Origin of the sequence: Photobacterium sp. GB-50, assembly GCF_003026755.1 — a bacterium.
Taxonomy (GTDB): Bacteria; Pseudomonadota; Gammaproteobacteria; order Enterobacterales; family Vibrionaceae; genus Photobacterium.
The window spans coordinates 137,800-162,091 of record NZ_PYNX01000004.1 but is presented as its reverse complement, the minus strand read 5'-3'; the positions used below and the strand labels follow the sequence as shown (position 1 = coordinate 162,091).

General features: G+C 37.2%; 25 protein-coding genes, 4 tRNA genes and 1 pseudogene. 9 read left to right on the top strand and 21 right to left on the bottom strand.

The features are described 5' to 3' along the window. Window positions 1-131: 131 nt before the first annotated feature. Window positions 132-524 (top strand): H-NS family nucleoid-associated regulatory protein, encoded by a 393-nt coding sequence (locus C9J41_RS07920; RefSeq protein WP_107207017.1) that lies wholly within the window; start codon window positions 132-134, stop codon window positions 522-524. A gap of 322 nt (window positions 525-846) precedes the next feature. Then, a pseudogene (locus C9J41_RS07915) lies at window positions 847-1,251 on the top strand (alanine dehydrogenase); the annotation flags it as partial. A gap of 76 nt (window positions 1,252-1,327) precedes the next feature. On the opposite strand, the gene C9J41_RS07910 reads toward C9J41_RS07915, so the two are convergent. After that, the gene (locus C9J41_RS07910) at window positions 1,328-1,879 is read right to left on the bottom strand and encodes a YbhB/YbcL family Raf kinase inhibitor-like protein (protein ID WP_107207018.1); all 552 of its coding nucleotides are present in this window, start codon (window positions 1,877-1,879) and stop codon (window positions 1,328-1,330) included. Window positions 1,880-2,051: 172 nt separating this feature from the next. Between C9J41_RS07910 and C9J41_RS07905 the strand changes: the two genes are divergently transcribed. Continuing rightward, window positions 2,052-2,945 (top strand): LysR substrate-binding domain-containing protein, encoded by an 894-nt coding sequence (locus C9J41_RS07905; protein WP_107207019.1) that lies wholly within the window; start codon window positions 2,052-2,054, stop codon window positions 2,943-2,945. Window positions 2,946-2,990: 45 nt separating this feature from the next. Here C9J41_RS07905 and C9J41_RS21790 read toward each other — a convergent pair whose 3' ends face one another. Then, window positions 2,991-3,143 (bottom strand): hypothetical protein, encoded by a 153-nt coding sequence (locus C9J41_RS21790; protein WP_158259674.1) that lies wholly within the window; start codon window positions 3,141-3,143, stop codon window positions 2,991-2,993. Window positions 3,144-3,160: 17 nt separating this feature from the next. Next, window positions 3,161-3,535 carry a hypothetical protein gene (locus C9J41_RS07900; protein WP_107207020.1) on the bottom strand — a complete coding sequence of 125 codons (375 nt, stop codon included), beginning with the start codon at window positions 3,533-3,535 and terminating at the stop codon, window positions 3,161-3,163. Window positions 3,536-3,829: 294 nt separating this feature from the next. Between C9J41_RS07900 and rpoS the strand changes: the two genes are divergently transcribed. Then, entirely contained in the window at window positions 3,830-4,690 is an 861-nt protein-coding gene (rpoS, locus tag C9J41_RS07895) for an RNA polymerase sigma factor RpoS (protein WP_107207021.1), read from the top strand. 233 nt (window positions 4,691-4,923) lie between these two features. Here the strand turns inward: rpoS and C9J41_RS07890 are convergent. Further along, a tRNA-Ser gene (locus C9J41_RS07890) sits at window positions 4,924-5,014 on the bottom strand. Between the two features lie 249 nt (window positions 5,015-5,263). Between C9J41_RS07890 and C9J41_RS07885 the strand changes: the two genes are divergently transcribed. Further along, entirely contained in the window at window positions 5,264-5,773 is a 510-nt protein-coding gene (locus C9J41_RS07885; protein WP_107259840.1) for a hypothetical protein, read from the top strand. Window positions 5,774-5,841: 68 nt separating this feature from the next. On the opposite strand, the gene C9J41_RS07880 is transcribed toward C9J41_RS07885, so the two are convergent. The 3 genes from C9J41_RS07880 to C9J41_RS07870 form a co-directional block, all read right to left on the bottom strand. Further along, window positions 5,842-5,932 (bottom strand) — tRNA-Ser (locus C9J41_RS07880). Between the two features lie 137 nt (window positions 5,933-6,069). Further along, window positions 6,070-6,702, bottom strand: a complete 633-nt coding sequence (locus C9J41_RS07875) for an HD domain-containing protein (protein ID WP_107207023.1) — start codon at window positions 6,700-6,702, stop codon at window positions 6,070-6,072. Between the two features lie 72 nt (window positions 6,703-6,774). After that, window positions 6,775-7,086: a hypothetical protein gene (locus tag C9J41_RS07870; protein WP_107294439.1), complete on the bottom strand. Its 312-nt coding sequence runs from the start codon at window positions 7,084-7,086 to the stop codon at window positions 6,775-6,777. A 246-nt stretch (window positions 7,087-7,332) separates the two neighbouring features. Between C9J41_RS07870 and C9J41_RS07865 the strand changes: the two genes are divergently transcribed. The 3 genes from C9J41_RS07865 (at window position 7,333) to C9J41_RS07855 (ending at window position 9,728) form a co-directional block, all read left to right on the top strand. Beyond that, window positions 7,333-7,920, top strand: coding sequence for a TetR/AcrR family transcriptional regulator (locus tag C9J41_RS07865; protein ID WP_107246853.1), 588 nt, complete (start codon window positions 7,333-7,335; stop codon window positions 7,918-7,920). Window positions 7,921-8,062: 142 nt separating this feature from the next. Next, entirely contained in the window at window positions 8,063-9,082 is a 1,020-nt protein-coding gene (locus C9J41_RS07860; protein ID WP_107294438.1) for an NADP-dependent oxidoreductase, read from the top strand. A 22-nt stretch (window positions 9,083-9,104) separates the two neighbouring features. Continuing rightward, the gene (locus C9J41_RS07855) at window positions 9,105-9,728 is read left to right on the top strand and encodes a glutathione S-transferase family protein (protein WP_107207027.1); all 624 of its coding nucleotides are present in this window, start codon (window positions 9,105-9,107) and stop codon (window positions 9,726-9,728) included. Between the two features lie 292 nt (window positions 9,729-10,020). On the opposite strand, the gene C9J41_RS07850 is transcribed toward C9J41_RS07855, so the two are convergent. The 9 genes from C9J41_RS07850 to C9J41_RS07810 all read right to left on the bottom strand — a co-directional run bounded on the left by C9J41_RS07850 (window position 10,021) and on the right by C9J41_RS07810 (window position 18,408). Then, window positions 10,021-10,097 (bottom strand) — tRNA-Asp (locus tag C9J41_RS07850). 40 nt (window positions 10,098-10,137) lie between these two features. Further along, a tRNA-Ser gene (locus C9J41_RS07845) sits at window positions 10,138-10,228 on the bottom strand. 121 nt (window positions 10,229-10,349) lie between these two features. Beyond that, window positions 10,350-10,775 (bottom strand): hypothetical protein, encoded by a 426-nt coding sequence (locus tag C9J41_RS07840; protein ID WP_107294437.1) that lies wholly within the window; start codon window positions 10,773-10,775, stop codon window positions 10,350-10,352. A gap of 12 nt (window positions 10,776-10,787) precedes the next feature. Next, complete coding sequence (locus C9J41_RS07835; protein WP_107294436.1) at window positions 10,788-13,169, bottom strand: S8 family serine peptidase; 2,382 nt, start codon at window positions 13,167-13,169, stop codon at window positions 10,788-10,790. A gap of 134 nt (window positions 13,170-13,303) precedes the next feature. Further along, window positions 13,304-13,948 (bottom strand): response regulator transcription factor, encoded by a 645-nt coding sequence (locus tag C9J41_RS07830; protein ID WP_107207030.1) that lies wholly within the window; start codon window positions 13,946-13,948, stop codon window positions 13,304-13,306. Beyond that, complete coding sequence (locus C9J41_RS07825) at window positions 13,929-15,296, bottom strand: cache domain-containing protein (protein WP_107294435.1); 1,368 nt, start codon at window positions 15,294-15,296, stop codon at window positions 13,929-13,931. Before C9J41_RS07825 ends, C9J41_RS07830 begins: the two co-directional genes overlap by 20 nt. Window positions 15,297-15,391: 95 nt before the next feature. Further along, the gene (locus C9J41_RS07820) at window positions 15,392-16,678 is read right to left on the bottom strand and encodes a TRAP transporter large permease subunit (RefSeq protein WP_107294434.1); all 1,287 of its coding nucleotides are present in this window, start codon (window positions 16,676-16,678) and stop codon (window positions 15,392-15,394) included. 12 nt (window positions 16,679-16,690) lie between these two features. Then, complete coding sequence (locus C9J41_RS07815; RefSeq protein WP_107294433.1) at window positions 16,691-17,224, bottom strand: TRAP transporter small permease subunit; 534 nt, start codon at window positions 17,222-17,224, stop codon at window positions 16,691-16,693. Window positions 17,225-17,313: 89 nt separating this feature from the next. Continuing rightward, the gene (locus C9J41_RS07810) at window positions 17,314-18,408 is read right to left on the bottom strand and encodes a TRAP transporter substrate-binding protein (RefSeq protein ID WP_107207033.1); all 1,095 of its coding nucleotides are present in this window, start codon (window positions 18,406-18,408) and stop codon (window positions 17,314-17,316) included. A gap of 465 nt (window positions 18,409-18,873) precedes the next feature. Here C9J41_RS07810 and C9J41_RS07805 point away from each other — a divergent pair, with 465 nt between their 5' ends. Then, on the top strand, window positions 18,874-19,425 hold the full coding sequence (locus C9J41_RS07805) for a hypothetical protein (protein WP_107207034.1): 552 nt from the start codon (window positions 18,874-18,876) through the stop codon (window positions 19,423-19,425). A gap of 503 nt (window positions 19,426-19,928) precedes the next feature. On the opposite strand, the gene C9J41_RS07800 is transcribed toward C9J41_RS07805, so the two are convergent. The 5 genes from C9J41_RS07800 to C9J41_RS07780 form a co-directional block, all read right to left on the bottom strand. Further along, complete coding sequence (locus C9J41_RS07800) at window positions 19,929-20,132, bottom strand: hypothetical protein (protein WP_107246857.1); 204 nt, start codon at window positions 20,130-20,132, stop codon at window positions 19,929-19,931. Window positions 20,133-20,374: 242 nt separating this feature from the next. Then, the gene (locus C9J41_RS07795) at window positions 20,375-20,584 is read right to left on the bottom strand and encodes a cold-shock protein (RefSeq protein ID WP_005364106.1); all 210 of its coding nucleotides are present in this window, start codon (window positions 20,582-20,584) and stop codon (window positions 20,375-20,377) included. A gap of 355 nt (window positions 20,585-20,939) precedes the next feature. Beyond that, a complete protein-coding gene (locus tag C9J41_RS07790; protein WP_107207036.1) occupies window positions 20,940-22,436 on the bottom strand; it encodes a DHA2 family efflux MFS transporter permease subunit in 1,497 nt (498 codons plus the stop codon). Then, on the bottom strand, window positions 22,436-23,485 hold the full coding sequence (locus tag C9J41_RS07785; RefSeq protein ID WP_107207037.1) for an HlyD family secretion protein: 1,050 nt from the start codon (window positions 23,483-23,485) through the stop codon (window positions 22,436-22,438). Before C9J41_RS07785 ends, C9J41_RS07790 begins: the two co-directional genes overlap by 1 nt. A 79-nt stretch (window positions 23,486-23,564) precedes the next feature. Then, the gene (locus C9J41_RS07780) at window positions 23,565-24,008 is read right to left on the bottom strand and encodes an NUDIX domain-containing protein (protein WP_107207038.1); all 444 of its coding nucleotides are present in this window, start codon (window positions 24,006-24,008) and stop codon (window positions 23,565-23,567) included. Window positions 24,009-24,292 lie beyond the last annotated feature (284 nt).

The window sequence follows — 24,292 nt, the reverse complement described above, 5'->3', positions numbered from 1 at the left end:
GGCATTTCTATTTTATTAATTTTTTAAAAATGAGATTTAGTTTCAAATATATCGCTTTATTTTTCGTGCCTTATTTAAAAACTTAAGTACAATAGGATCTAATACTTCTTTTTATTTCAGAATCAAATTACATGATTGATATTCTTTTAAACCTACGTTCATTGCGTGCACAAGCACGTGAAATGTCAGTTGCAGATCTTCAAGAAGGCCTACAAAAATTCACTCAAGTTGTTGAAGAACGACGTGAGGAAGAAGAAGCAGCAAATGCTATAAACAAAGAGCAAGAAGCTAAGCTTCAAAAATACCGAGACATGCTTGAAGCTGAAGGTATTACTGCCGAAGAGCTTGTTGCCCTTTTAGGTGATGCACCTAAAGCAAAGAAAAAACGTGCTGCTCGCCCTGCTAAATATAAGTTTACAGATGAAAACGGCGAAGAAAAAACATGGACAGGCCAAGGCCGTACTCCAAAAGCACTGCAACAACTGCTAGATAATGGCGCACAACTTTCTGAGTTCGAAATTTAATTTCGTGACATTAAGTAAAAAGTCGCTAGTAAATAGCGACTTTTACTCATTCCTTATATTCACCGTTAACGCCTCTCCTCTACTTATCTTTCTGTGTTGCTCATTTTATTATTGATCTCTAGTACCACTCTAATAACAGCAATAGATATTTATAATAATACAAAAGACAAATGAACTCAGAATGTTACGTTATAATGATATGGAGGCACATAGATACTGTTATGCCTAAGTGAGCTTAAGTTGCAAATTCTTTCACGACTTTACATTCTAAGAAACTAACCCCATGTAATCGCAGGTTATTTTCATATTGCTTGGGAGTATACAATTTGATGGTGAAATCAATACAAAATATGCAACGAGTGCAACTATAGAAGATCATGTAATAAGAGCTGATCTTGTTATTGGAGGGGTCTTATTGCAGGCGTAGCAGCACCTAAACTGTTCACAAAAGCAATGATAGAAAAATGAAGCCTGGAACTGCTATTGTAGATGTTGCTATTGACCAAAGTGGCTGTGTAGAAACATCACACCCAACAACACATGATGATCCCACTTACATTATTGTATTGCCAATATGCCAGGTGCCATTGCTTTAAATAACGCAACACTGCCTTATATTCTTGCATTAGCATATAAAGATTATAAACAAGCACTTCTCACAGATAAACATCTACGTAATGGATTAAATATATATCACGGCAACATTACCTGTAAAAACGTCGTAAATGAAAAAATACTTAACAAAAAGCCACTTACAAAAACGATTGATAGTTTAGGTAAGTGGCTTTTTCATCTAATTTCAATTAACGTGCATTCGTTGGCGCAACAAGCACAGCTTTACCAATAACATGAGCAAGAATGTTATAGCCTGCTAATGCTGGTGATGCATTCTCTGGTAATTTAATATTCGCCGTATTTAATGCATACACTGTAATTTCATAATTATGCGGTTTTGAGTTTGGCGGAGGACATGCACCACCAAAACCTTTAAAGCCAAAATCATTCGTTACCATACTTGCGCCTTTTGGTAATTCTTTACCGCCAACAGCACCCGCGCCCGCAGCTAAACTATGTACATCAGCAGGAATGTTAATAACACTCCAATGCCACCAACCACTACCTGTTGGTGCATCAGGATCATACATCGTAACAGCGAAGCTTTTTGTTCCAGCAGGAACATCTTTCCATGTTAATTGTGGTGATACATTCTTGCCTGTACAACCCCATTGGTTAAACAGTTGCTGATTTTGTAATGTTTTATCATTAGTAATATCGTGGCTCGTTAGCACCATCGCTTGCGACATAAATGCAGGAACTGCTAGAAGTACAGCTGCTACTACTTGTTTGATCTTCATTGTTAGTACTCATCATTATAGATTAATAACGATTTAACAGCATAATGTTATTCTAAATTGGTATACTGCCAAACACTTTTTGTTCGTTTTGAATTATATGCACAAAAAATAAATACTACAAATCGATAATAATATTTTGTGAACTTAGAAAAAATAACTTGAAGGTATACCAATGCGGGTCATCCCACCAATAAAAGCCATTGTCTATTTTGAAGCCGCTGCAAGACTACAAAGCTTTAAACTAGCCGCAGAAGAATTATATGTAACGCCAGGGGCTGTTAGTCATCAAATAAGCACACTTGAAGATTTTATAGAACAAAAATTATTTCAGCGACATAATCGCAGTATTACTCTCACTAATGCAGGTCTTCGTTACTTTAGTCGAACAACAATAATTTTAAATGAACTAGAACAAGCAACGGCCGATCTCGGTATCTCTAAAAAAAATCAAAAGTTAACCGTTGCGATACCACCTGCGTTATTAAATAAATGGCTTTTGCCACTCATTAATATTCGACAGTTATCTCAGCAAGGGATCTCGCTCAATTTTATTGATACATTAGAAACGCTCGATTTTGGCAAAGAGAATATAGACATTGCGATTCGATATGGATTAAAGCCACCAGAGCAACATGAATATGATGTCTTATTTAAAGAAAAGATGGTTGCAGTCTGCACTCCTGATTATATTCCTTCATCTAAAGTAAAACTCACAGAGCAACTACTCAGTGAAATCACATTGATAGAAACGACTAATCGTCTAATTCAATGGGATCTTGTTTTACATAATATGAAGATCAAACCGAACAGAAATCAGAATAAAGTTTTTTTCCAAAACTCAATTCAAGCCATAGAGGCGGCTTGTAACGGTTTAGGCATCGCTTTTGTAAATAGAATCTTAGTCCAAAAGCAACTTAATGATGGCACCTTGGTTGAACGACTCAACATCACTTACATTAATGATAAAATGCCAACTTATTATCTCGTGTGTCCTCAAGATAATAAAAATAACCCATCAACAGTTTTGTTATACAATTCTATTTTGCAACTATCTAAAACCAAATAAAAACGGATGATCATTGTATCTTCATCCGTTTATTCTTAAAGCAACTTAATCCTGTTTTAATTGACTATCTGTTAATGCTTTATCATCAGCGATAGCATCTAGCAATCGCTGTAATGATTCTAGTGATTGTTCAAGACTTCCTGAATGCTCTTGAACAATCACGTCTATCTGTTGTTGATAGTCAGATAAATGTCGCATAATCCCCAACCATTCGACTAGTATTTTTCATTTAACACTGTATCACGTGCACGAGACCAGCCATTAGCATAACAAGCCGCTATTTTAGCTTCTTTGTCAGATTTAATCATTGTTGTATCTGTATTAAGTTTTACTTGTAACTTTTGACATTGGCTATCGATAGCACTTTTATAATGCTCACCTTGACTTGATAAATTATAAACTTGATCTTTTGCTGTTGCTTCAGCTTGTTGATAGCAATGAATCAAGCCTTGCTCATCAAAATTTTGGTTATCAATACAGGATTGAACCACAATCGAATTACCAGATATCTCAGCTGCATTAGCATAAGAAAAACATAAAGAAGATAACAGTGCGATTGATAGAGACACGTTTTTAACTAATGATGACATATTTACAAACTCATATATATTTTTTATATAGTACAACGATATATACCAACACGATATATAAACAACAAAAAAAGAGCAGTGTAAAAATAACATTACGTTTATTGATTGTTTAATTTAGATATGAAGCCAATAAATTTATAAATTTACCACACCCAACAGAATATTACATGAATATTACATAAATGTTACAATTAATGTTTGCTTTTTATTAACATTTATATTTATATTTATATAATCAACAAGGTGTTCACGGATTGATTGCACCCCTGCATTTATTTATTAAGGATGAATAAAATGGAAACGACAAGTTTTGAAGTGGATGTAATACGCCTATATCTTAATGATATTTCAAATAAACCTTTACTTAATAAAGATGATGAAATTCAATATAGCCGTAAGTCTTTAACTGGCGATCTTGCTTCAAAAAAAATTCTTATTGAATCTAATTTAAGGCTTGTCGTTAGCATTGCAAAAAAATATCGTGCTTCTAATCTCTCATTAAGTGATCTTATCGATGAAGGTAACATTGGTTTAATGACTGCCGTTGAAAAATTCGATCCAGAAAAAGGGTTTCGTTTCTCTACTTATGCTTCATGGTGGATTAAACAAACCATCGAACGTGCTATTCACAATCAAAACAGAACTATACGTTTACCAGTCCATATTTCTAAAGAAATCAACACATTAATTCGTACTCATCGTGAGCTAATGAAGCGAAATAATAATGAACCTACTCACGAAGATATTGCGCAAGCACTCAATAAAGAAAGTAAAGAAATATCAGCCTTATTCTCTAATGAAGTCAATGTTATTTCACTCGATCAAACCATTGGTGATACTGAACAATCACACACCATTGCTTATTTAGTGGCGGATGAACAAATAACATCACCGAGTGCAGAGGTCGATAATGATGACATGGTAAAAATCACGAACTTGATACTAAATAGAATGAATGCAAGAGATAAGGAGATCATCTGTCGTCGTTATGGCCTGATGGGCTACGAACCGCATACATTACAAGAAGTTGCCGATGCTGTTGGATTAACAAGAGAACGTATACGTCAACTTCAAATAAAATCCTTAAGTAGTTTAAAACGTTCACTAGCACGAGAAAATTATGATTTAGATATTTTATTTTCAAATATAACTTAAAAAAATAAAATAAGTGTGTTTATGGTTCTATTTTATAGCATTCTGCTACAACTCTTTTCTAAAAATAAATATAAACTTGCAATCACACGATTTCATTCAAACAGCAATAATCTTTTAGGCCAAATATCTTACGACTCTTGAAGCTTGTTTGATCACTCTTCGGGGATTATTGATAATCATCAATTCTATTTTGATATAAAAAAACCTCGTCATTTCTGGCGAGGTTTAAAATGTGGCGGAGAGATAGGGATTTGAACCCTAGATACGCTATAAACGTATGCCGGTTTTCAAGACCGGTGCTTTCAACCACTCAGCCATCTCTCCATGCCGCAAATACTACTCGCTATTTTTAGTTATGTAAATCAGTAGCCGTTTGACTGCGTAATAAAGAGACAAAAGCCTCTACTTCTCTAAATCACTTACCTATCACAACGTTATTCATCAACTATTCTGATCATTTCTACACAGTAATGCTGCATAACTGGCAATTGCGTCACTGAATGAAGGGAATATCATTAAATGCATTCGTGCAGTTATCTTGCACATTTTGTTAGCGTAAAAGGAAGCATTGCTATGCCAACTGACACTACTTTTGATCATTCTGATTTACTTCACTCACTCATTTCTCGACAATCGCTACTTGCGAATAACCGAATTCAATATATTGCTTATGCAGCAGCACTCGCGACACAAAATAGTACTGTGCTACAACGTATCAAACAGCAAGTCGGTGATATTAATAGCTTACAATTCGCCGATATTAATCACGCTGTCATGCGTATGGCCATGACAAATAACTACTATATGGCAATTCAAAGCTTACATTTATCCAATATCAAACAAACTAATGCGTTAGAGCTCAAACCATTACATAGTTTAGATATCGATGATGAAACTGCTTACTACTATGCTTGCATTGCGGCATGTATGGTAAACCAAGGTTATAGTTGTCTAGATGGACATGTTGAATTATTACGATCATTGAATGAATCGGATGATGCAATCAACGCAGCTCTACGTTTAACAGCTTCAATTATGGCAATGGCGCAAGCTGATTTTATTAGTCAATATACTCAATGCTAAAGAAGCGAACTCACAGTTTAAATTTCAGATGCAAAAAAGCCCCGTCATTGCTGACGAGGCTTAAAATATGGCGGAGAGATAGGGATTTGAACCCTAGATACGCTATAAACGTATGCCGGTTTTCAAGACCGGTGCTTTCAACCACTCAGCCATCTCTCCATGGCGCGAATAATACGGAGATAATATGTAGATGTAAATACCCATCTAAATTAAGTGGTTACTATTACAGCGTTATCTTACTATTTACTCTTTCAGCAAGATCAAACACAGCATAAATGCTTATTCTTTGTACTATCTCACCCTATCTCTGACTCTAACTGCAAGAGATAACTTTTCATAAACTCGATCCGTTTAACCGCTTCAATCTTCGCAGCATCTGTTTGCATGGTGTCAGCTAAACCAAGTAACTTAATATAAAAGTGATCTAGGGTGTAACTCGTGTCATCAGGTTGTCGGTTTTGACAAAAAGGATCGTCAAGAGCATACAATGGTCGACCTAAAGATGTGCCAACCTGAATACACCGTGTTAAACCTATCGCGCCAAGTGCATCTAATCTATCAGCATCTTGAACAATTTTTGCTTCCAATGTTAACGGTTTAATATCAGCACTAAAGCTATGCGCCACAATCGCATGATGAATCTCATCATGATGGTCAACGAGTAACTTTTTGTCTGATAAAAATTCGATCGCTTTATTAGCTGCAAGTGTTGAAGCTTGTTTTCTTCGAGGATCATTTTTAGCAACGGCAACACAGTCATGTAAATAGGCCGCAGCAAGAGTAATGTTTAATCGTGCTTGCTCTTGCTTAGCAAGCTGTTTTGCTACTTTCACCACACGTAAAACATGCGCTTTATCATGCGCTGCATCTGCACTATTTAACAGCTCAAGCTCTGTCGTTAATATTGATTCTAATGTCTTGAGATGCATATCATCGCCTCTGATAATCAAAAGCCGACATCATGTCGGCTTCAATAGTTATATTTCTTTATGCGACGAGCATTACTCTTCGTCAAACTCTTCATCATCGAATTCGACAACGAAGCTATCTTCTAAGTAATCAACAACACAACCAACAGCGGCTGATGATACTGAGAATGTATTAGGCTCTACACCTGCTTGCTTAGACATTTCAAGTACAGCCAGTGCGGTATGCTCGTCATTAAAGCCAACGTCAAACTGTTTAGCGATATCGCAGCTTGTTTGATAAAGCTCATCCGTTAAGATGACCTCGCCATAGTATTCGCCATCGTCTAAATCAAAATTATCAACCAGTACTTCTATAATGATCTCGTAGTAATTTTGAAAATCCATCACTTAACCTTTTTAACCAATAAAATAAGCAGAAAAGCGTTCTGCTTGAAGATCGTTATAGTTTCATAATCTTGTTTTACACACAATAAAACAAATCCCCCAACAGTAAGTGGGTGACCAGTCTTAGCAGAGCTAACTTAAAAATAGAGCATCAAACATCAAATCATTACTCTTAAGCTAATTTATAGTAAAATCATTCAAATCCAAGCACTAGACGACTGGTCTAATTTATTCTATAGTGACTTCATGAACGAAAAAACAATTGATACAAGGCAGCACATTCTTAATGTTGGTTACCAGCTAGTGGTCACGAAAGGATTTACGAGTGTTGGTTTATCGCAATTATTAAGTGCGGCAGAAGTACCTAAAGGCTCTTTTTATCATTATTTCAAATCTAAAGAGCAATTTGGTGAAGCATTGATCCACTCTTATTTTCATCATTATTTACAACGTGTCGCTCAGGTATTAAAAAGCGAGCAAGGCACAGGCTTTGAACAACTCAATGAGTATTTCAAGCTATGGATCAAAGTTGAAAACGGCATCTGTAATGCCAATAAATGTTTGGTGGTAAAGCTCAGTGCAGAAGTCTCCGATCTCTCCGAGCCTATGCGAGAAGCATTAAAGCAAGGAGCAGATAGTGTTGTCGCTTTAATCGCCAAAACAATAGAAAGAGGAATAAAAGATGGCTCAATCGCTAACTGCGACAGCCATGTAACCGCCCAAACTCTTTATAATTTATGGCTTGGAGCAAGTTTACTCAACAAACTAAGTCACGATTTATCAGGATTACAGCAAGCATTAACAACAACACAATCACTACTGCAACCAAAATGATTATCGACAAGACACGTAATAGTGATAAACCGCAGTATTGAAAAGATAATGCCCGCCTATCTACACATTAACGATGCGATAAGGCGGGATTTTTTGAAACACCAACTAGACGACTGGTCTAATTGAAAAAAGGAAATCAGCAATGACAGCCACTAATCGCCAACTACTATTAGCCTCTCGTCCTGTAGGCGCACCAACTCCTGAAAATTTTCATTTAACAGAAACAACGATCCCAAGCCCGCAACAAGGCGAGTTACTACTTAAAACCGTTTATCTCTCACTCGACCCTTATATGCGTGGGCGTATGAGTGATAAAAAATCCTATGCTGAGCCTGTCGGTATTAATGAAGTGATGGTCGGTGGCACGGTATGCCAAGTAACCGCTTCTCACCACCCTGACTATCAAGTGGGTGAATGGGTATTAGCGTATTCTGGTTGGCAAGATTATGCCGTTTCAAATGGTGAAGGATTAATAAAGTTAGGAATGAATCCCACTCACCCATCCTATGCATTAGGAGTAATGGGTATGCCAGGCTTTACCGCATACATGGGGCTACTCGATATCGGTCAACCAAAGCAAGGTGACACTATCGTTGTTGCTGCTGCAACTGGCGCAGTAGGCTCTATGGTTGGTCAAATTGGTAAGATAAAAGGCTGTCGTGTTGTTGGTATCGCAGGTGGTAACGAAAAATGCCAATACGCAAAAGAGACATTAGGATTTGATGAATGTATTGATCACCATGCTGCTGACTTTGCTCAACAATTAGCAGAGGCATGTACCGATGGCATTGATATTTATTATGAAAATGTTGGCGGTAAAGTCTTTGATGCAGTGCTTCCTCTACTGAATACAGGCGCACGCATTCCGCTTTGTGGCTTGATCTCTCAATACAATGCAACATCGCTTCCAGACGGCCCAGATCGTATGAATATGTTAATGGGACAACTACTGGTTAAGCGTATCAAGATGCAAGGTTTCATTATCTTTGACGATTATGCTCACCGTTATGACGAATTTGCACAACAAATGTCGCAATGGCTTGCTGAAGGAAAAATTCATTACCGTGAAGATAGAGTCGAAGGCCTAGAGCAAGCTCCACACGCTTTTATTGGCTTACTTGAAGGTAAAAACTTCGGCAAAGTTGTAGTTAAAGTTAGCTAACTAAACCTAAAAAGGACTTATCATGATCATATTGCACCATCTTAATCAATCTCGTTCAAAGCGTATTATCTGGCTACTTGAAGAGCTAGGTGTTGAATATAAAATTCAACCTTATTGCCGAGACAAGGTCACATTTCTTGCGCCACCAGAACTTAAAAGTGTTCATCCACTAGGTAAATCACCGGTATTGGAAGATAACGGAATGATCATTACCGAATCAGGCGCTATCACAGAATATTTAATTGAAACTTACGGTAACGGTAAATTTATGCCTGAACGTGGCACTCAAGCCTATATTGATTATATTCAATGGCTGCATTTTGCCGAAAGTTCAGCCATTTTACCGTTACTTTTAAAGATGTTTGTCACCAAAGATGGTGCAAAAATGAATTTCCTTGGTGATTATGCTGACATGGAAACTCAGAAAGTAATGCAATATTTTGATCAACGGTTAGTGGATAAAACTTATCTTGTAGAAGAGCGTTTAACCGGTGCCGATTTCATGATGTCATTTATTACTGAAATCCTTGGTAACTATGGCGTATTAGCTGCGTTTCCAAATATTCAACGTTACGCAGAGCAGCTACAAAAGCATCAAGGCTACCAAACCGCTCAAGCGTTAGAATTACAATATAACGGTGAATAAACCAGTCTCTAAAGCCAAACAGGTCGTTGTTTGGCTTTTACTATACTATTGATTTACAGTGTGAATAGCTGGCTTTCTACATACAGAAGCCATCATATTTCAGTAACAACATAGATTTTATATACAAAAAAGCCCCGTCATTGCTGACGAGGCTTCGTTGTGTTGGCGGAACGGCTGGGCTGGCATTCCAGCGGGACTCTCGACCTCGGCTAGGTGCATCAAGACATACAAACAACAGCTTAAACTTTAGATACAAAAAAGCCCCGTCATTACTGACGAGGCTTCGTTGTGTTGGCGGAGCGGACGGGACTCGAACCCGCGACCCCCGGCGTGACAGGCCGGTATTCTAACCAACTGAACTACCGCTCCAATTCTTTATGAAACCCGATAAAATCGAACTTCTAGAATATGGCGGAGAGATAGGGATTTGAACCCTAGATACGCTATAAACGTATGCCGGTTTTCAAGACCGGTGCTTTCAACCACTCAGCCATCTCTCCAATGGCGCGAATAATACGTAGATTATTACTTTCTGTAAACTATTTAATTAAAAAAACCGTTCAACAGGCTAGGTTTTAATCAACTTTAATAATTTACTCGCGCTTCTATGCCCTCAAACAATCAATTAGGTTTTAAAAGATTATTTACTACTTCTATTTCAGCTTTTTTAACACCATCCTGCTGTTGTAACCAATTTAATTTTTTACTTAAATCAGTGCCTTCAGGATACTGAATTATCCAAATACCACCACCAAGACGTTTTTTAGACATATCTGGCTCATCGAATGGTAGTGCATCAGAAAATATTGTTTTTAAAATAATACTACCTGACACTAGCCCGTTAATATTTAGGTCTTCATTTTGAACTTTTACGCCTTTAGTGACTTTATTGTCTTGAGAGTGAGTCGCACTAAATGCAGTTTGTTCACTCGCAATAACTTCATAATTTAAACCACCACTAGTGAACGTTGTAGATGTATAGGCATTAGCACTACAGCTCGTTAACATAAATAAGCTAATGAATAGTAAATGATTGCTCTTTTCCATAACGATAAATCCTTATTTATGTCCATAAACTTTGATACTTGCATCAAATAACAAACCTGAGAAATAGTTGTTAGGCAATTCCAGCTCGTTATCATCGTATTTAGCTATTTTCATGGTGTTTTTATTTGTATCAACAATCTTAACAGTCCAAATACCTGCAGCAACTTCATCTAAAAATGCATGACTAAGAAATAGAATTTCAGCATCATATCCATAGTAATATTTCGGATTGACATAATGTAAATGTCTTGGTGTCGCAACAACAGATCGTGTACCTGAAGGGGAAATAACTTCAACGGCGATATCACTCATTCTTTCATGGTCTAAATCAAGTTTTAGTTGAATAGCCTCAATTGTTATATCGTCGGTAATTTCAATTTGTTTTGTTATTCCTTCAAAATTTTCTGGAATTTCAACAGCTGCGATAACATCACTAGTGATAAATTCCGACTCAATCAACGGAGGTAATAAAGTATAATTTCGAGTTGCCATTTGTACAGCTTCAACAGCATTAATCATGCCATAGCCATACCAGTTATGATAACGATTCCCAGCCCCGTTAGTAACCCAACCGGGTTCTGCAATATACTGCTCTCCATCTTGTGATAAAATAACGGGCGCAAAATCTAAATCTATTTTTGTGGCTGTTTTTGCCATGATATATCTCACATCACGCCACGATAATTCAGGGTTTGATTGCATAATTAATGCTGCAACCCCAGATGCTACAGGCGCAGCAGATGATGTACCATTAAATCTTGAAGTATAGCTACATTCTGATTCACTCTGTACTTCATCATCTAACCCACCAGAATAGCCGCCAAATTCATACTCAATTGAATATCCTCGGTCACAGCCAGCAACATCCGTTGTTATCATAGCTGGGTATTCAAGGCCATATTCTCCACCAGGAGCAGCAAACAATACAGAAGCTCCTACCGTTGAATAGCTCGATAATGGTGTTTCACTATTGGCATTTAAAGCAGAAACGACCGTATTATAAAAACTCGCATTTTCAGGATCGGAATTAGCGATTTGAGCAGGTAATCGCGCTTCCTCTTCAGAACTATTCACACGCCAATAGAAACCTAATTCTTGAAAACCATTGCCTGCAGACTTGATCATTAACGCAGGTTTATTTGCCGTTTTATAATGATTGTTAATTAATACTTCTTTCACCTCAAAATCGAAAGCGTTGGTAGGGTATATTATTGGAGCACCATAACCATAACTTTGATTTATGACGTCAGCTGTTTGAGTTTTATCACCACCATGTGTTTCAAAAAAAACTTCAAGACCTTGTTCTTTCAGGTAATTAAAACCAGACAAAGATGCAGATGGAGCAACACCGCGCCCCCCTTTACCATTAAAACCAACGGCAGCGGTTAACCCCGCAACTGAGGTGCCATGATCACCATCTGTTTTATATTGATTCGGACTAGGATCATTATCCTGCTCGACGAAATCATATGACATACCAGGAATAACATTCTCAACTAAATCTTCATGCGCAATTTCTAAACCGGAATCAACAATAGCGACATGAATATCCTTTCCGGTTATCCCTTGAGCGTGCAGTTGGCCAATATTAATATCAAATCCTTCACTTGCCTTTGATAACGCGTAAGCATCTTGACCTGTATTATTTAGATGCCATTGTTGGAAATATAATGGATCGGAAAAAGCATCAATATTGATATTCTTTTGCTCTGTTAAATACTTTATTTGAGCAGTTACCGTTTTATTGTTACTTGTTAACGTAACATCAATATAAATGGGCTCTGAATAAGGCTGTGCCGTTAATTTAAAAGAACCATCGTTATTAATTACAAAAGAATTGACATCAGGTATTTGCGCTCTATTTACATCACTTATTAACGGTATAAACGACGGAGTATTATCATCTGATATTACGTTATAGCTAAACTCAACATCAGCGCCGGCAATAAATTCAAACTTTCCTTCAACTATATTGTTTAAGCTTTCAAATTCTTCAGGTTTAAGTACCAACTCAGGCTTTAAAGTAATCTCAAATTCAGTTTCATCAATACCATCCGAAGCGATTAAAGAAACAACCTCTTCTTTTATTGATGACAAATTAGATATAAATGTAAATTCACTATTTTCATTATCAATTGAAAAGTTACCACTTTTTGGAGAGTTAATGATTTCAAACGTTACTCTATCACCATCTTGGTCAGTGATAGGTAACTTTTGAGTGAGAGCATCATTACCAATGTAGTAATAAACATTACTTCCATTCAATTTAGGTTTACTATTTCTATCTTTGGTTATACTTGTATCACCTTTATTTTCTGTATCGCCGCTATCTCCACCACCACAACCTAGCAAACTTAGAAAGACTAAGGTATTCATTATTATAATTTTTTTCATTTGAAATCCTTATCAACACAATAAGAACTTACTTTACAAATAACTTATATAATAATTAAACAACCAAAACTATTTTTTGCGATTGATATAGTAAATAAATAATGAAAGATCTATTTTTTCAAAATGATTGGATACTATTCAATAAGCCCTTTTTCTAATGCATATTTCGCTAACTCGGCTGTTGAATGCAATTCAAGCTTATGTTTTATATTCTGACGATGCGTCTCAACGGTCCGATAACTAATCTCTAATGCTTTAGCAATTTGCTTACTGCTCAACCCTTCGGCAACATGTTTAAGTACCCTTTCTTCGCGACGGCTCAAAGGATTAATATCAGGGCTTTTCACTGGTGAAGATGTCTGAGTAAAAATAGTTTGGCTCGTCGTTTCACAAAAATATGTCGCACCTTGATTCACTGTTTTAATCGCTTGAACCATTTTTTCTGCCGAAATTTCTTTCAACATATAGCCCATTGCACCAACCTGCATTACCTTCATGATATATTCACGGTTATCATGCATCGTCAGCATCAATACTTTTGCATTAGGCAGTGTTTTTTTAATTTGCTCTGTTGCATCAATACCATTCATGATGGGCATACTGATATCCATTAAAATAACGTCAGGTTGAAGATAACTGACGGTATCTAGTGCCTCTAAGCCATTACTTGCAGTACCAATGACCTCGATATCAGGCTCTAATTGTAACCTTGCCATAAAACCATCAATCACCACTTGATGATCATCGACTATCACAATTTTAATCGTTTGTTCTGTCATACACTAAACCATCCAAGTTTAATAATACGGTGAGTTCAGTACCAAATCCGGGCTCACTATTAAGATCAAACTCGCCACCAATAAACTCCACTCGCTCGCGCATATTTCGCAAACCAATCCCTTTTAAATGATAACGATTTTGGCTATCAAATCCTTTTCCATTATCTCGAATGATCAATTGCAATAACTTTCCAAGTTGTTTCAAATGCACTTCAACATGCGTCGCATCTGCATGCTTAACAATATTATTTAGCGATTCTTGTACTACCCGATAAAGTGTTGTTGCAACATCAGAGTCTAGCTTTCCAGCCTTTGTATCAAATAGCATATCAACTGATGTACCGGCGTGAGATTGATAGTCTAGTAATAATGTGGTGAGTGCCGCTTCTAAACCAATATCATCCAGAGAGCTTGGGCGTAATTTATGAGAAATATGCCTTACTTCATTAATCGCTAATGTTAAGGAATGCATCGATTTATTCAGGTAATCGACAAACTTTACATCAATGGACTGAAGGCTAAGTAACTCTAAGTGACATTTACTTGAGACTAATAACTGATTGATCCCATCATGTAATTCTCGGGCGACATGTTTTTTTTCAGCTTCTTGAAATAAGACTGTTTTATGCGCTAACTCTTTAAGATTTCTATCAGCCAATCGATGTTCATGTAAGTTAATTGCCAATGTGATCACGATAATTACTGCGACAGTTATTGTTAATATCACCACAATGGAAAAGAAGATCGTATCAATATTATGGTTAATCGCTTGCTGCATAATCGCGACATCTTGGCTGACATCTTCAATATATAATCCGGTACCAATCATCCAATCCCATTTATCTAACCATGCGGAATAACTTAACTTAGTAACCGTTTCTCCCGTTGATGGTTTCTGCCATAAATACTGATGATAGCCCCCCCCACTTTGTGCTTGCGATAACAAAGAAGCAATTAAAAAATCGCCTTGTTCATCTTGTATCTTAATAAGATTTTTACCAATCAACTCAGGCATGATCGGATGAACTAAACTAACTCCATTTTTATCATAAACAAAAAAGTAACCGTCTTTTCCATAACGTAAATTAGTCAATATTGCTTTAACACGCTGCTGCGCTATATCAACATCAATTGTAGAATCATGATAAATATGGGAAATGGCATTTAAAGCAAGATCAACGCTATCTTTCAATGCTGCTTCTTTGGCATCAATTAAACTATCACGAAAAACAGTGACTTCTTTCTGGCCTAAGGTTTTTGCCTGGTAAATCGATATCCAACTGATACTGACAGTCACAATCAGTAACGGTAATAAAGTTAATAAGATCAATTTTGCTTTTAATGGCATAGAGACCTCCAAACAGCAAAAAGCTGATGTTTTACCACCAGCTCATATTAACAATTTATTATCATTTTTTACTTTTATAGATCACATTATCAATATTAACCCATGCCATAGAAATTCGGGAAAATCAAAATAGAAGCCAGTACCGCAATTTGAATAGCGATAAATGGCATAACTCCACGGTAAATATCACGTGTCGTGACACCTGCAGGTGCAACACCTTTCAAGTAAAACAAACTAAAGCCAAATGGTGGTGTTAAAAATGAAGTTTGAAGGTTCATCGCGACAAGTATGGCAAACCAAGTCATATTTAATCCCATCGCTTCGGCAACAGGCGCTAAAATCGGTACGATAATGAAACAGATCTCAACAAAATCGATAAAGAAACCAAGTATTAAAATAACCAGCATAGTAATGATCAAAAATCCCCACTTTTCACCGGGTAGCGCCATCATCCATTCTTCAACTAAGTAATCACCACCAGTGTAGGTAAATGCCATCGAAAATGCGGTCGCACCTAACAAAATAGCAAAGACCATTGCCGTGACTTTTACCGTTTCTTTTGCTGCCTCATAGATCATTTTCCAACTAAACATGCGATATAAAATTGCTAACACAATCGCGCCAAATCCACCTAATGCAGCAGACTCTGTAGGCGTCGCAATACCTGCAAAAATAGAACCTAGCACCACGATAATTAACGCTAATGGTGGAATAACCGCTTTTAACGCAGTAAAAACCTCTTGCGAACGACTAATGCTGTCATCTCGCTCAATTGGCTGTGCCGCTTCAGGGTTAAACTTGGCATAAATTAAAATATAAGCGACGTACGCACCTACCAATACAAAACCCGGTAAAATAGCCGCTTGAAATAAATCACCAACAGGCACACCTAGCACATCACCTAATAGTATTAATACAATCGATGGTGGAATAATTTGTCCTAATGTCCCCGATGCACAGATAGTTCCACACGCAAGGCCTTTATCGTAATTATATTTGAGCATAACGGGTAATGAGATAAGCCCCATCGCAACAACAGATGCCCCGACCACACCCGTTGATGCCGCGAGTAATGCACCAACGAGTACAGTCGAAATTGCAATACCACCACGAACGCCACCAAACAGACGCCCCATTGACTCTAATAACTGCTCAGCTAAACGGGTTTTCTGGAGCACTAAGCCCATAAAAACAAACAGAGGCACCGCCATAAGCACCGTATTTTCCATGATTGACTGAATGCGATAAGGCATAAATGCAAACATGTCGAAACCTTCAGCCCAAACACCAAAAATTAAGGCTATTCCGCCAAAAGTAAATGCCACAGGAAAGCCCAGTAATAAGGCAAATAATGCGACAAAAAACATCACGATTCCGATCATTGACGTATTCCTTTACTGATCTTGTTTTAATGCCGCGTGGTGCGGATTAAATAAGGTATTTAATGAGTGAACAACCAGCCCTAAACCGCTGATCGCCATTAAGCCAAATGAGAGAGGGATCATTGCTTTAATTATCCATCGATAAGCAAGACCACCAGGATCGCCAGATGTTTCGCCTAATGCATAGCTCTCTTTGGCGAAATCAATGCCATACCATGCCACCAGTAAACAAAAAGGTAGTAAAAAGAAAAGTGTACCTAAAATATCAATGATCGCTTGGCTTTTACGGGATAGACGCTCATAAAAAACATCAACACGAACATGTTCCGCAGAACGGATCGCGTAAGGAACGCCAAGTAAAAACACAGCGGAAAACAGGTGCCATTCCATTTCTTGAAGGGCAATGGAAACATCATTAAAAACGTAGCGCATAACAACGTCATAAACGACATTAACTAATAATAATATAAATAGGATACTGGCAAACCAACCGAGCACATCACCAATACGATTAAAAAAACGCTCTAGCGTAATCAGACTTTTCATTCCTTACTCCATGGAATCCCACCAAATACGCATAACTGCGATCTTATATGCATAAATGGCAGGATAATAACGTCCTTATTTAAACAGACTTATTGCGCTTGGCTATTAAGGTAGGCACGATGAGATATATTGGTCCATGAACGTACCTGGTTTAGATAATCCGCTTGTGATTTTTGGATCGCTTTTGCTTGTTCATCTTTTTCTGCATGTTGTGCAAGGAGGCGATCATTCGCGTCACGTAATGCTTTCATCACTGCTGGCGGGAAATCTTTCACTTTTATATCAGGGTAAGTTTGTTGAATTGTTGACCAGTTTTTACCGCTTGCATGAGTAGCTTGGGTATACATATCATAAGCCGCAGTACGCATTGCAACACGTAAGATCTCTTGAAGATCGGCAGGTAAACGCTCCCATGTGCGCTTATTTACTAGGAACTGTAATTCTGATCCTGGCTCATGCCAACCTGTGTAGTAATAAGGTGCTATTTTATGAAAACCCATGCGCAAATCTAATGATGGGCCTACCCACTCAAGCGCATCAATGGTATTTCGCTCAAGTGAAGTATAGAGCTCTCCTGGTGCAATATTGGTTGGCTTAGCACCAACTTCAGCAAGAATTTCACCCGCAAAACCAGGGATTCTCATTTTCAACCCTTTCAGATCATCAACGGTATTGATCTCTTTTTGAAACCATCCCCCCATTTGAATATCTGAATTACCGCCAGGAAATGAAAGCAAGTTATGAGGTGAATAGACTTGCTCCATCAACTCCATACCACCACCATGATAGAACCACGCATATTGCTCAGCAGGGGTCATACCAAAAGGCATAGAGGTAAAGTATAAGGTGTTTGGAACCTTCCCCTTCCAGTAATACGATCCTGAATGTCCCATGTCGTATTGACCAGATTTCACCATATCGAAGATACCAAGTGGTGCTTTATGCTTATTGGCAGAGTCAATACGAATTTTCAAACGGCCGTTAGACATTTTTTCTGCCATCGCCGCCATGTTCTTTGTGGCATCACCAAAGATCGGAAAATTGGGTCCCCATGTTTCAGCTAATTTTAAACGGTATACTTTTTCTGATGCTTGTGCGCTTGTTGCCAGAATAGCAACACACCCTAGTGCAACGATTAGGCTTTTTTTCACCACACGTTTCACTACGCTACCAATAATAGTCATTCTCTCATCCTTGCTTTATATGATTAGGCTACAAAATGATGTTCAACATACTTTGGCTTAACGCTATACAAGATAAAATGAGAAGGACTACGGATTAAAAGTTAAAAACCGTTAATAAATACAAAAAGAAAACCACGTATAAAATCGTAACGATAAAATTTAAATTATTATTTATCAATAAGTTATAAAATAACTTACACTACGTATTTATACGTACTAATCAAGAATAACGATTCGTTGAACAAGATATAATTTATGTGAACTCAGCACATTTAATTCATTCCGTATAAGAAGAAATTAGTTGAAATATGAAGCTTCATCTAATGTCATGGAAATGACAACTGTGGTAGGATCCCTCGAAATTAGCTTAACAACAAGTAACTAATGTTGCTTAAACGTTAATAAACAGAATCAAGCACTATTAAATGTCATTACTATCAATGACATCACTGAGAGATATTTACATTGGTTGATCTATTAAAAGAAGTATTAGGCTGGACTTCCGTCGTCTTATATATCCTGCTTACTATATTTAACAGCATGAAATTCACTCGTTATGCTGCTTTTGCATCTGCAACAAATGATACTGTTTGGTCAATTCTAATGGGATGGTGGCCGAAAGTAATTTTAAACCTTTCCGTTAATGCGATTAATGCTTATCGCTATGTAAAAGACTTCACCAAAATGGGGAAGGCAATAGTCCACACACTCGCTGCCATTATGGCATCTGCCATTATATATATAACTTACGTTGCTATTAGTGCTTTCATTGCAGAGCCAACGATTACTGTCGCATTACAATATTTAGATTTAGCCGTTATTGTTGCCGCGCTTTATATGACTTCACTGAAAAATTATCGCATGTTAATGCTGACATCAGGTTTTGTTGGTATGGCCGGATATTATGGCAATCCACAAATGATGATCATTAAAGCATTAGTGATTGTTATTATGAGCTACAAACTATATTCGACACGTCATCAGACACAAGAACAACTACTAGCTGAAAATCATTAAGATCTCACTGGTTTATTAATAAGCTGTAGAGCGCAACGTTCTGCAGCTTTTTTATAACGAGCGCCACATTATCCTACCTTTTGCACATTCAATTCAGTGCCAAAATCAACCTAGCCCTTTACTACACATAGAGAATGACACTCACCAAGTAAGTAGCCTACATATAGTTTCAATCATGGATACGAATAAATGTGTCAGGATCATCGACAAAATAGGTATGTTGAACATTAAGCCGTCATCGAATGCACTTTATCGCATCAGTGTGGCATTAAATGTTTTTGTTAACGAGGAGGAGAAGTTGCAGAATAGCCAAGGCAAGAAGTGATTGTTGTTGGCAATATGGGAAAATAAAGGAAGTGTATGTAAGCCAACATAACCATAGACAAATGATGATTTTTACTTACTAACGGGTAACTATTTGCTAGTTTTAGTTTAAGGCAGACACCCCGTTCTGCCTCTCTGCTTTAAATAAACCATGACTTGCAAACATGTTATTTTAAACCTTAATCAACAATTGAAAAATGCCCAATCTCTTTATTATTGTGATTAGTAATAATGCCTTTTTCTGATTGTTCACAGTACGTAAAGTTGACATCTAATGTATCTAGCTTACCGTTAATTAAAACATGTCGGCGCAATACATCACTATTTAACTGATGCATAGATGCATTCCAGCTAAGATCATTAACCTTGAAGTTGATAATCATAATATACCTCTTTAAATTGTCGCGTTGATGAATTTTAGCTATGACATTAGTAAAGCTAATTATCAACGGTTTTATAGCGTTATGAATTTTTAATGAAGATTATGAATATAGCGATTAGCAAAACTGCTAAGAAGTAAAACCAAGATGAGTAAAGTATTTCGAAGAGTGTAGCGCAGAAGATATTTTTGGATTAAGTGGTGTAACAAGTTACACCACTTAGAAATCTTATAGAAACTATAAAATTAAAGAGCTACAACGTTTGCAGCTTGAAGACCTTTTTGGCCTTGCTCTACTTCAAAAGACACTTTTTGGCCTTCAGCAAGAGTTTTGAAACCTTCAGAAGCGATAGCACGGAAGTGAACGAATACGTCAGCACCGCCGTTGTCTTGAGTAATGAAACCAAAACCTTTCTCTTCGTTGAACCACTTAACGATACCAGTTGACTTAGACATAATGTGTCCCTTATATAAAATTCATAGAAAATATCGCAAAATTGCGATGCACTGAAAGCTTGAATTATTAAATATGATGAAGCGAAGGAAACACAAAGGTACAACTAAACGAAGATACTTCTGGAGATTTTCTTTAACTTAACTTTTCATTAATAACTCTGAACAACAGAGCGAAGACATCATCACATTAAATGTATTGACTGTAAACTGTTTTTTATAAAAAAAACCAAAATAAATTATAAATAACTGATTTAAAATGATTTAATACACATATCACCTATAAAAAAGCAGATCATTATTGATCTGCTTTTTTTCTATCACTCGATTAATGTATATTTACATTCTTAGGCACTGACTATGTTTTCTTAAACTTGAACAGTGTTAAGAGTGGTAACAGCACAATGTAAGAGACAAAAATAAATCCAAAGGTATACACAAAAGCAAGCAAAGTTGACTGCTGATGTAATAGCTCACTGATTTGGGCGATAAAATGAGGATCGGTTACAGTTGTATGCTGCATCATTGCCTGCTGCTGTAATTGCGGATTAGTTAATGTTAAATCCGCCCCTAAGGCATGCCACTCTCGTTGCTCTGTTCGTGTAAAATACGTATTAACAATAGAGATACCAAATGAACCACCAATGGTTCGGCAAAGGTTGAAAATAACCGCACCACCAATTGTATCTGTATGACTTAATGTTCGATATGCCATTTGGCTTAATGGTGCGAATACAAGCCCCATCCCTAACCCCTGAACAATCGATGGCATTACTACCCAGTAATAATCAATATTCATTGAATACTGCATCATTAAGTATGTACCAAGAATATTAAAACCGAGCCCTACTGCTACTAGCATACGTGGATCTAATCTATCCATAAATCTAGCAATCACTAGTAGTACAATTGCAGAGGTTAATCCCCTAGGCGCCATGGCAAACCCTGTTGCTTCTACTGGGTAATGTAGTAACTGTTCTAGCATCATAGGTTGTAATTGGGTAATACCAAACATCCCCATTGAGAAGCCAGCCATCATTAAACAAGAAACAGCAAGGTTTCTATCTTTAAGCAACCACATAGGAGCAACATCGCCTTTAGTGATCCATGAGCGTGCGATAAAGAAAATCCACGCGATAACGCTGATCACCGCAGAGAACAGAATAAAGTTAGATTCAAACCATCCTTCTTCATTACCTCTGTCTAATACCATTTGTAACAGCCCAATACCGATAGTCATACCTATCACTAAAGGCCAATCTAGTTTGCTCTTACCGCGTCCATCTAACTTCACAAAGAAATAAAGCAGAGATAAACAAATCAAACCAATGGGTACATTAACGTAAAAAATCCAGCGCCAATCCATATTTTCGGTAATGATACCGCCAACGGTAGGGCCTAAAATAGGCCCTAATAATATCCCAACACTGAATAACGCCATTGCTTTACCACGTTCTTCAGGCGGATATATTTGCACCATGATAGATTGTGATAAGGGGATCACTGATGCGCCGAACGCGCCTTGAAATATTCGAAAAGTTACCATTTCAGCAAGGCTGTCAGCCTGTCCACATAAAGCAGACATAGCCACAAAACCGGCAACCGAAAAGAGCAATAATTTACGTACTCCAAGTTTAAGCGCCAAATAGCTCGCTAAAGGAATGAAGATCGCTTCTGCCATCGAATATGAGGTTAACACCCATGTTACTTGCTCTGAAGTTACGCCTAACGCTCCCATCATATGAGGCAAAGCAACATTCGCGATAGTCATATCTATCAGCACCATAATGGCAGATAGCATGACAGCAAAAGTGATCAACAACCGATTGGCTGGCGTTAACGTAGCACCCGTCATTACTTAGTCTCTGTTAACGTATCAATAGTGACTTCCGCACTCGCTCCAACACGAAGTAAAGGTTTACCTTTTAAATCATCAAATTGAATACGAACAGGGAAACGTTGAGGTACTTTAACCCAATTACCCGTTGCGTTTTCAGGAGGGAGTAATGAGAACGATGAACCGCTTGCTGGTGATAAGGCAATAACGTGGCCTTGATATGTCACATCTGGGTACATATCTAAAACAATACTGGCTTTCATGCCTGGTTTTAATAAACCAATCGACTTTTCTTTGTAATTAGCTTGAAGCCACGCCGTATTATCTTCAATCAAAGGCATGACAGATAACCCTGGCGATACAATACTGCCAGGTCGGACACTCACCTTACCTAAACTACCATCATGGGGAGCATAAATATTGGTGTAGGATAAATTCAACGTCGCTTGGCTTAATGCTGCCGCCGCTTGTTTAACCTGAGGCGCTTCATCACCTTTAGCACCTTGCTGGTTAATTAACTGGCTCATTTTAGCACGCGCAGCTTCTAATGCTGTTTGAGCGGAGGCTAATTTAGCTTTAGCATCATCACCTTGCTGTAAAGGTAATAATTTGCGATTCACTAAATCCATTACTCGACGATAATTTTTTTGCACATCAACAAGCGTAGCGTCTGCTGATCGTACATTAGCACTTGCCGCTAAAATTGCATCATCTGTCGCTTTATTTTCTTGTGTCGCAACTTCATACGCAGCTTTTGCTTTTTCTAACTCTATTTCAAAAGGAGCAGGATCAATCGATAATAATAAATCGCCTTCCGCTACATGCTGGTAATCATTCACATTGACTGTAAGTACTTTGCCACTAATTTGTGGTGCAACATATAAAATATTGGCGTGGACATAGGCATCATCCGTCGCTGGATATAACTTTTGATGGCGAATATAAAAATACCCAGCCGTTCCTAACAGTGCAGCTAAAAGTACAAAAATTAATAGATTACGGAACATATGTGAATCATTTTCTGGCGTCTGAAGTTGTTCAGACGGCGAGTTATCAGTCGTTGCCATTAAAATATCCTATTTAGCTGAAATATCGCTAAATTTGAGTCTAGATGATAAATATATATTGTTGTAATAAATCACGTATTTACAAATCACTGCCCCAAAATGCTGGTTGGGATTTTGTAAATTCTAATTGCGAAGACATTAGCCACTCTCTTAATGCTAATGGGTATAAATTACTCGTTACCAGATCTTCTTTTTTTAACCAAAAATAATCGATATGAGCTTCACAACTCTTAATAGTATCAAGATTATTATCTGTTTTTGATGACAATAAAAATAATAAGCATAGTTCAGTATTTAATTCTTGCCCTATATGCCAGTTATTTTCTACGGCCCCCAAAAAACAATCAATGTTAACCTTTAAGTTCGCTTCTTCATTCAATTCTCGAATCACCGTTGTCGCTGCTGATTCTTTTGCATCAATATGTCCACCAGGTAAAAATGTTTTATCATCACCTTTAACTCGGGTTACAAGCACTGCATCATCGTTAATTAAAATACCGCGAGCAGTTGAGTGAAAATGCATATTAAACCCTTTATATTATATGGGATTTATAATCCATAGCTGAATATTCACTCATCGTTAGATGAGTAATAACGGATAAATTACAAATCCGAAAAGAACCTATCGGCTAATCTATCTATATATTTAAATAGAGTTATAGATCTAATAGTATACGAAAAAACAACATGTTCTCTTAACTTTCAGCCAATCATTTATGCAATGTAATATATCAAAATAAGTCATTTAAAATAGCGTTCCAACCAAACAGCCTTATTTTATAAATAACCCTCATTGAACATAAAAAA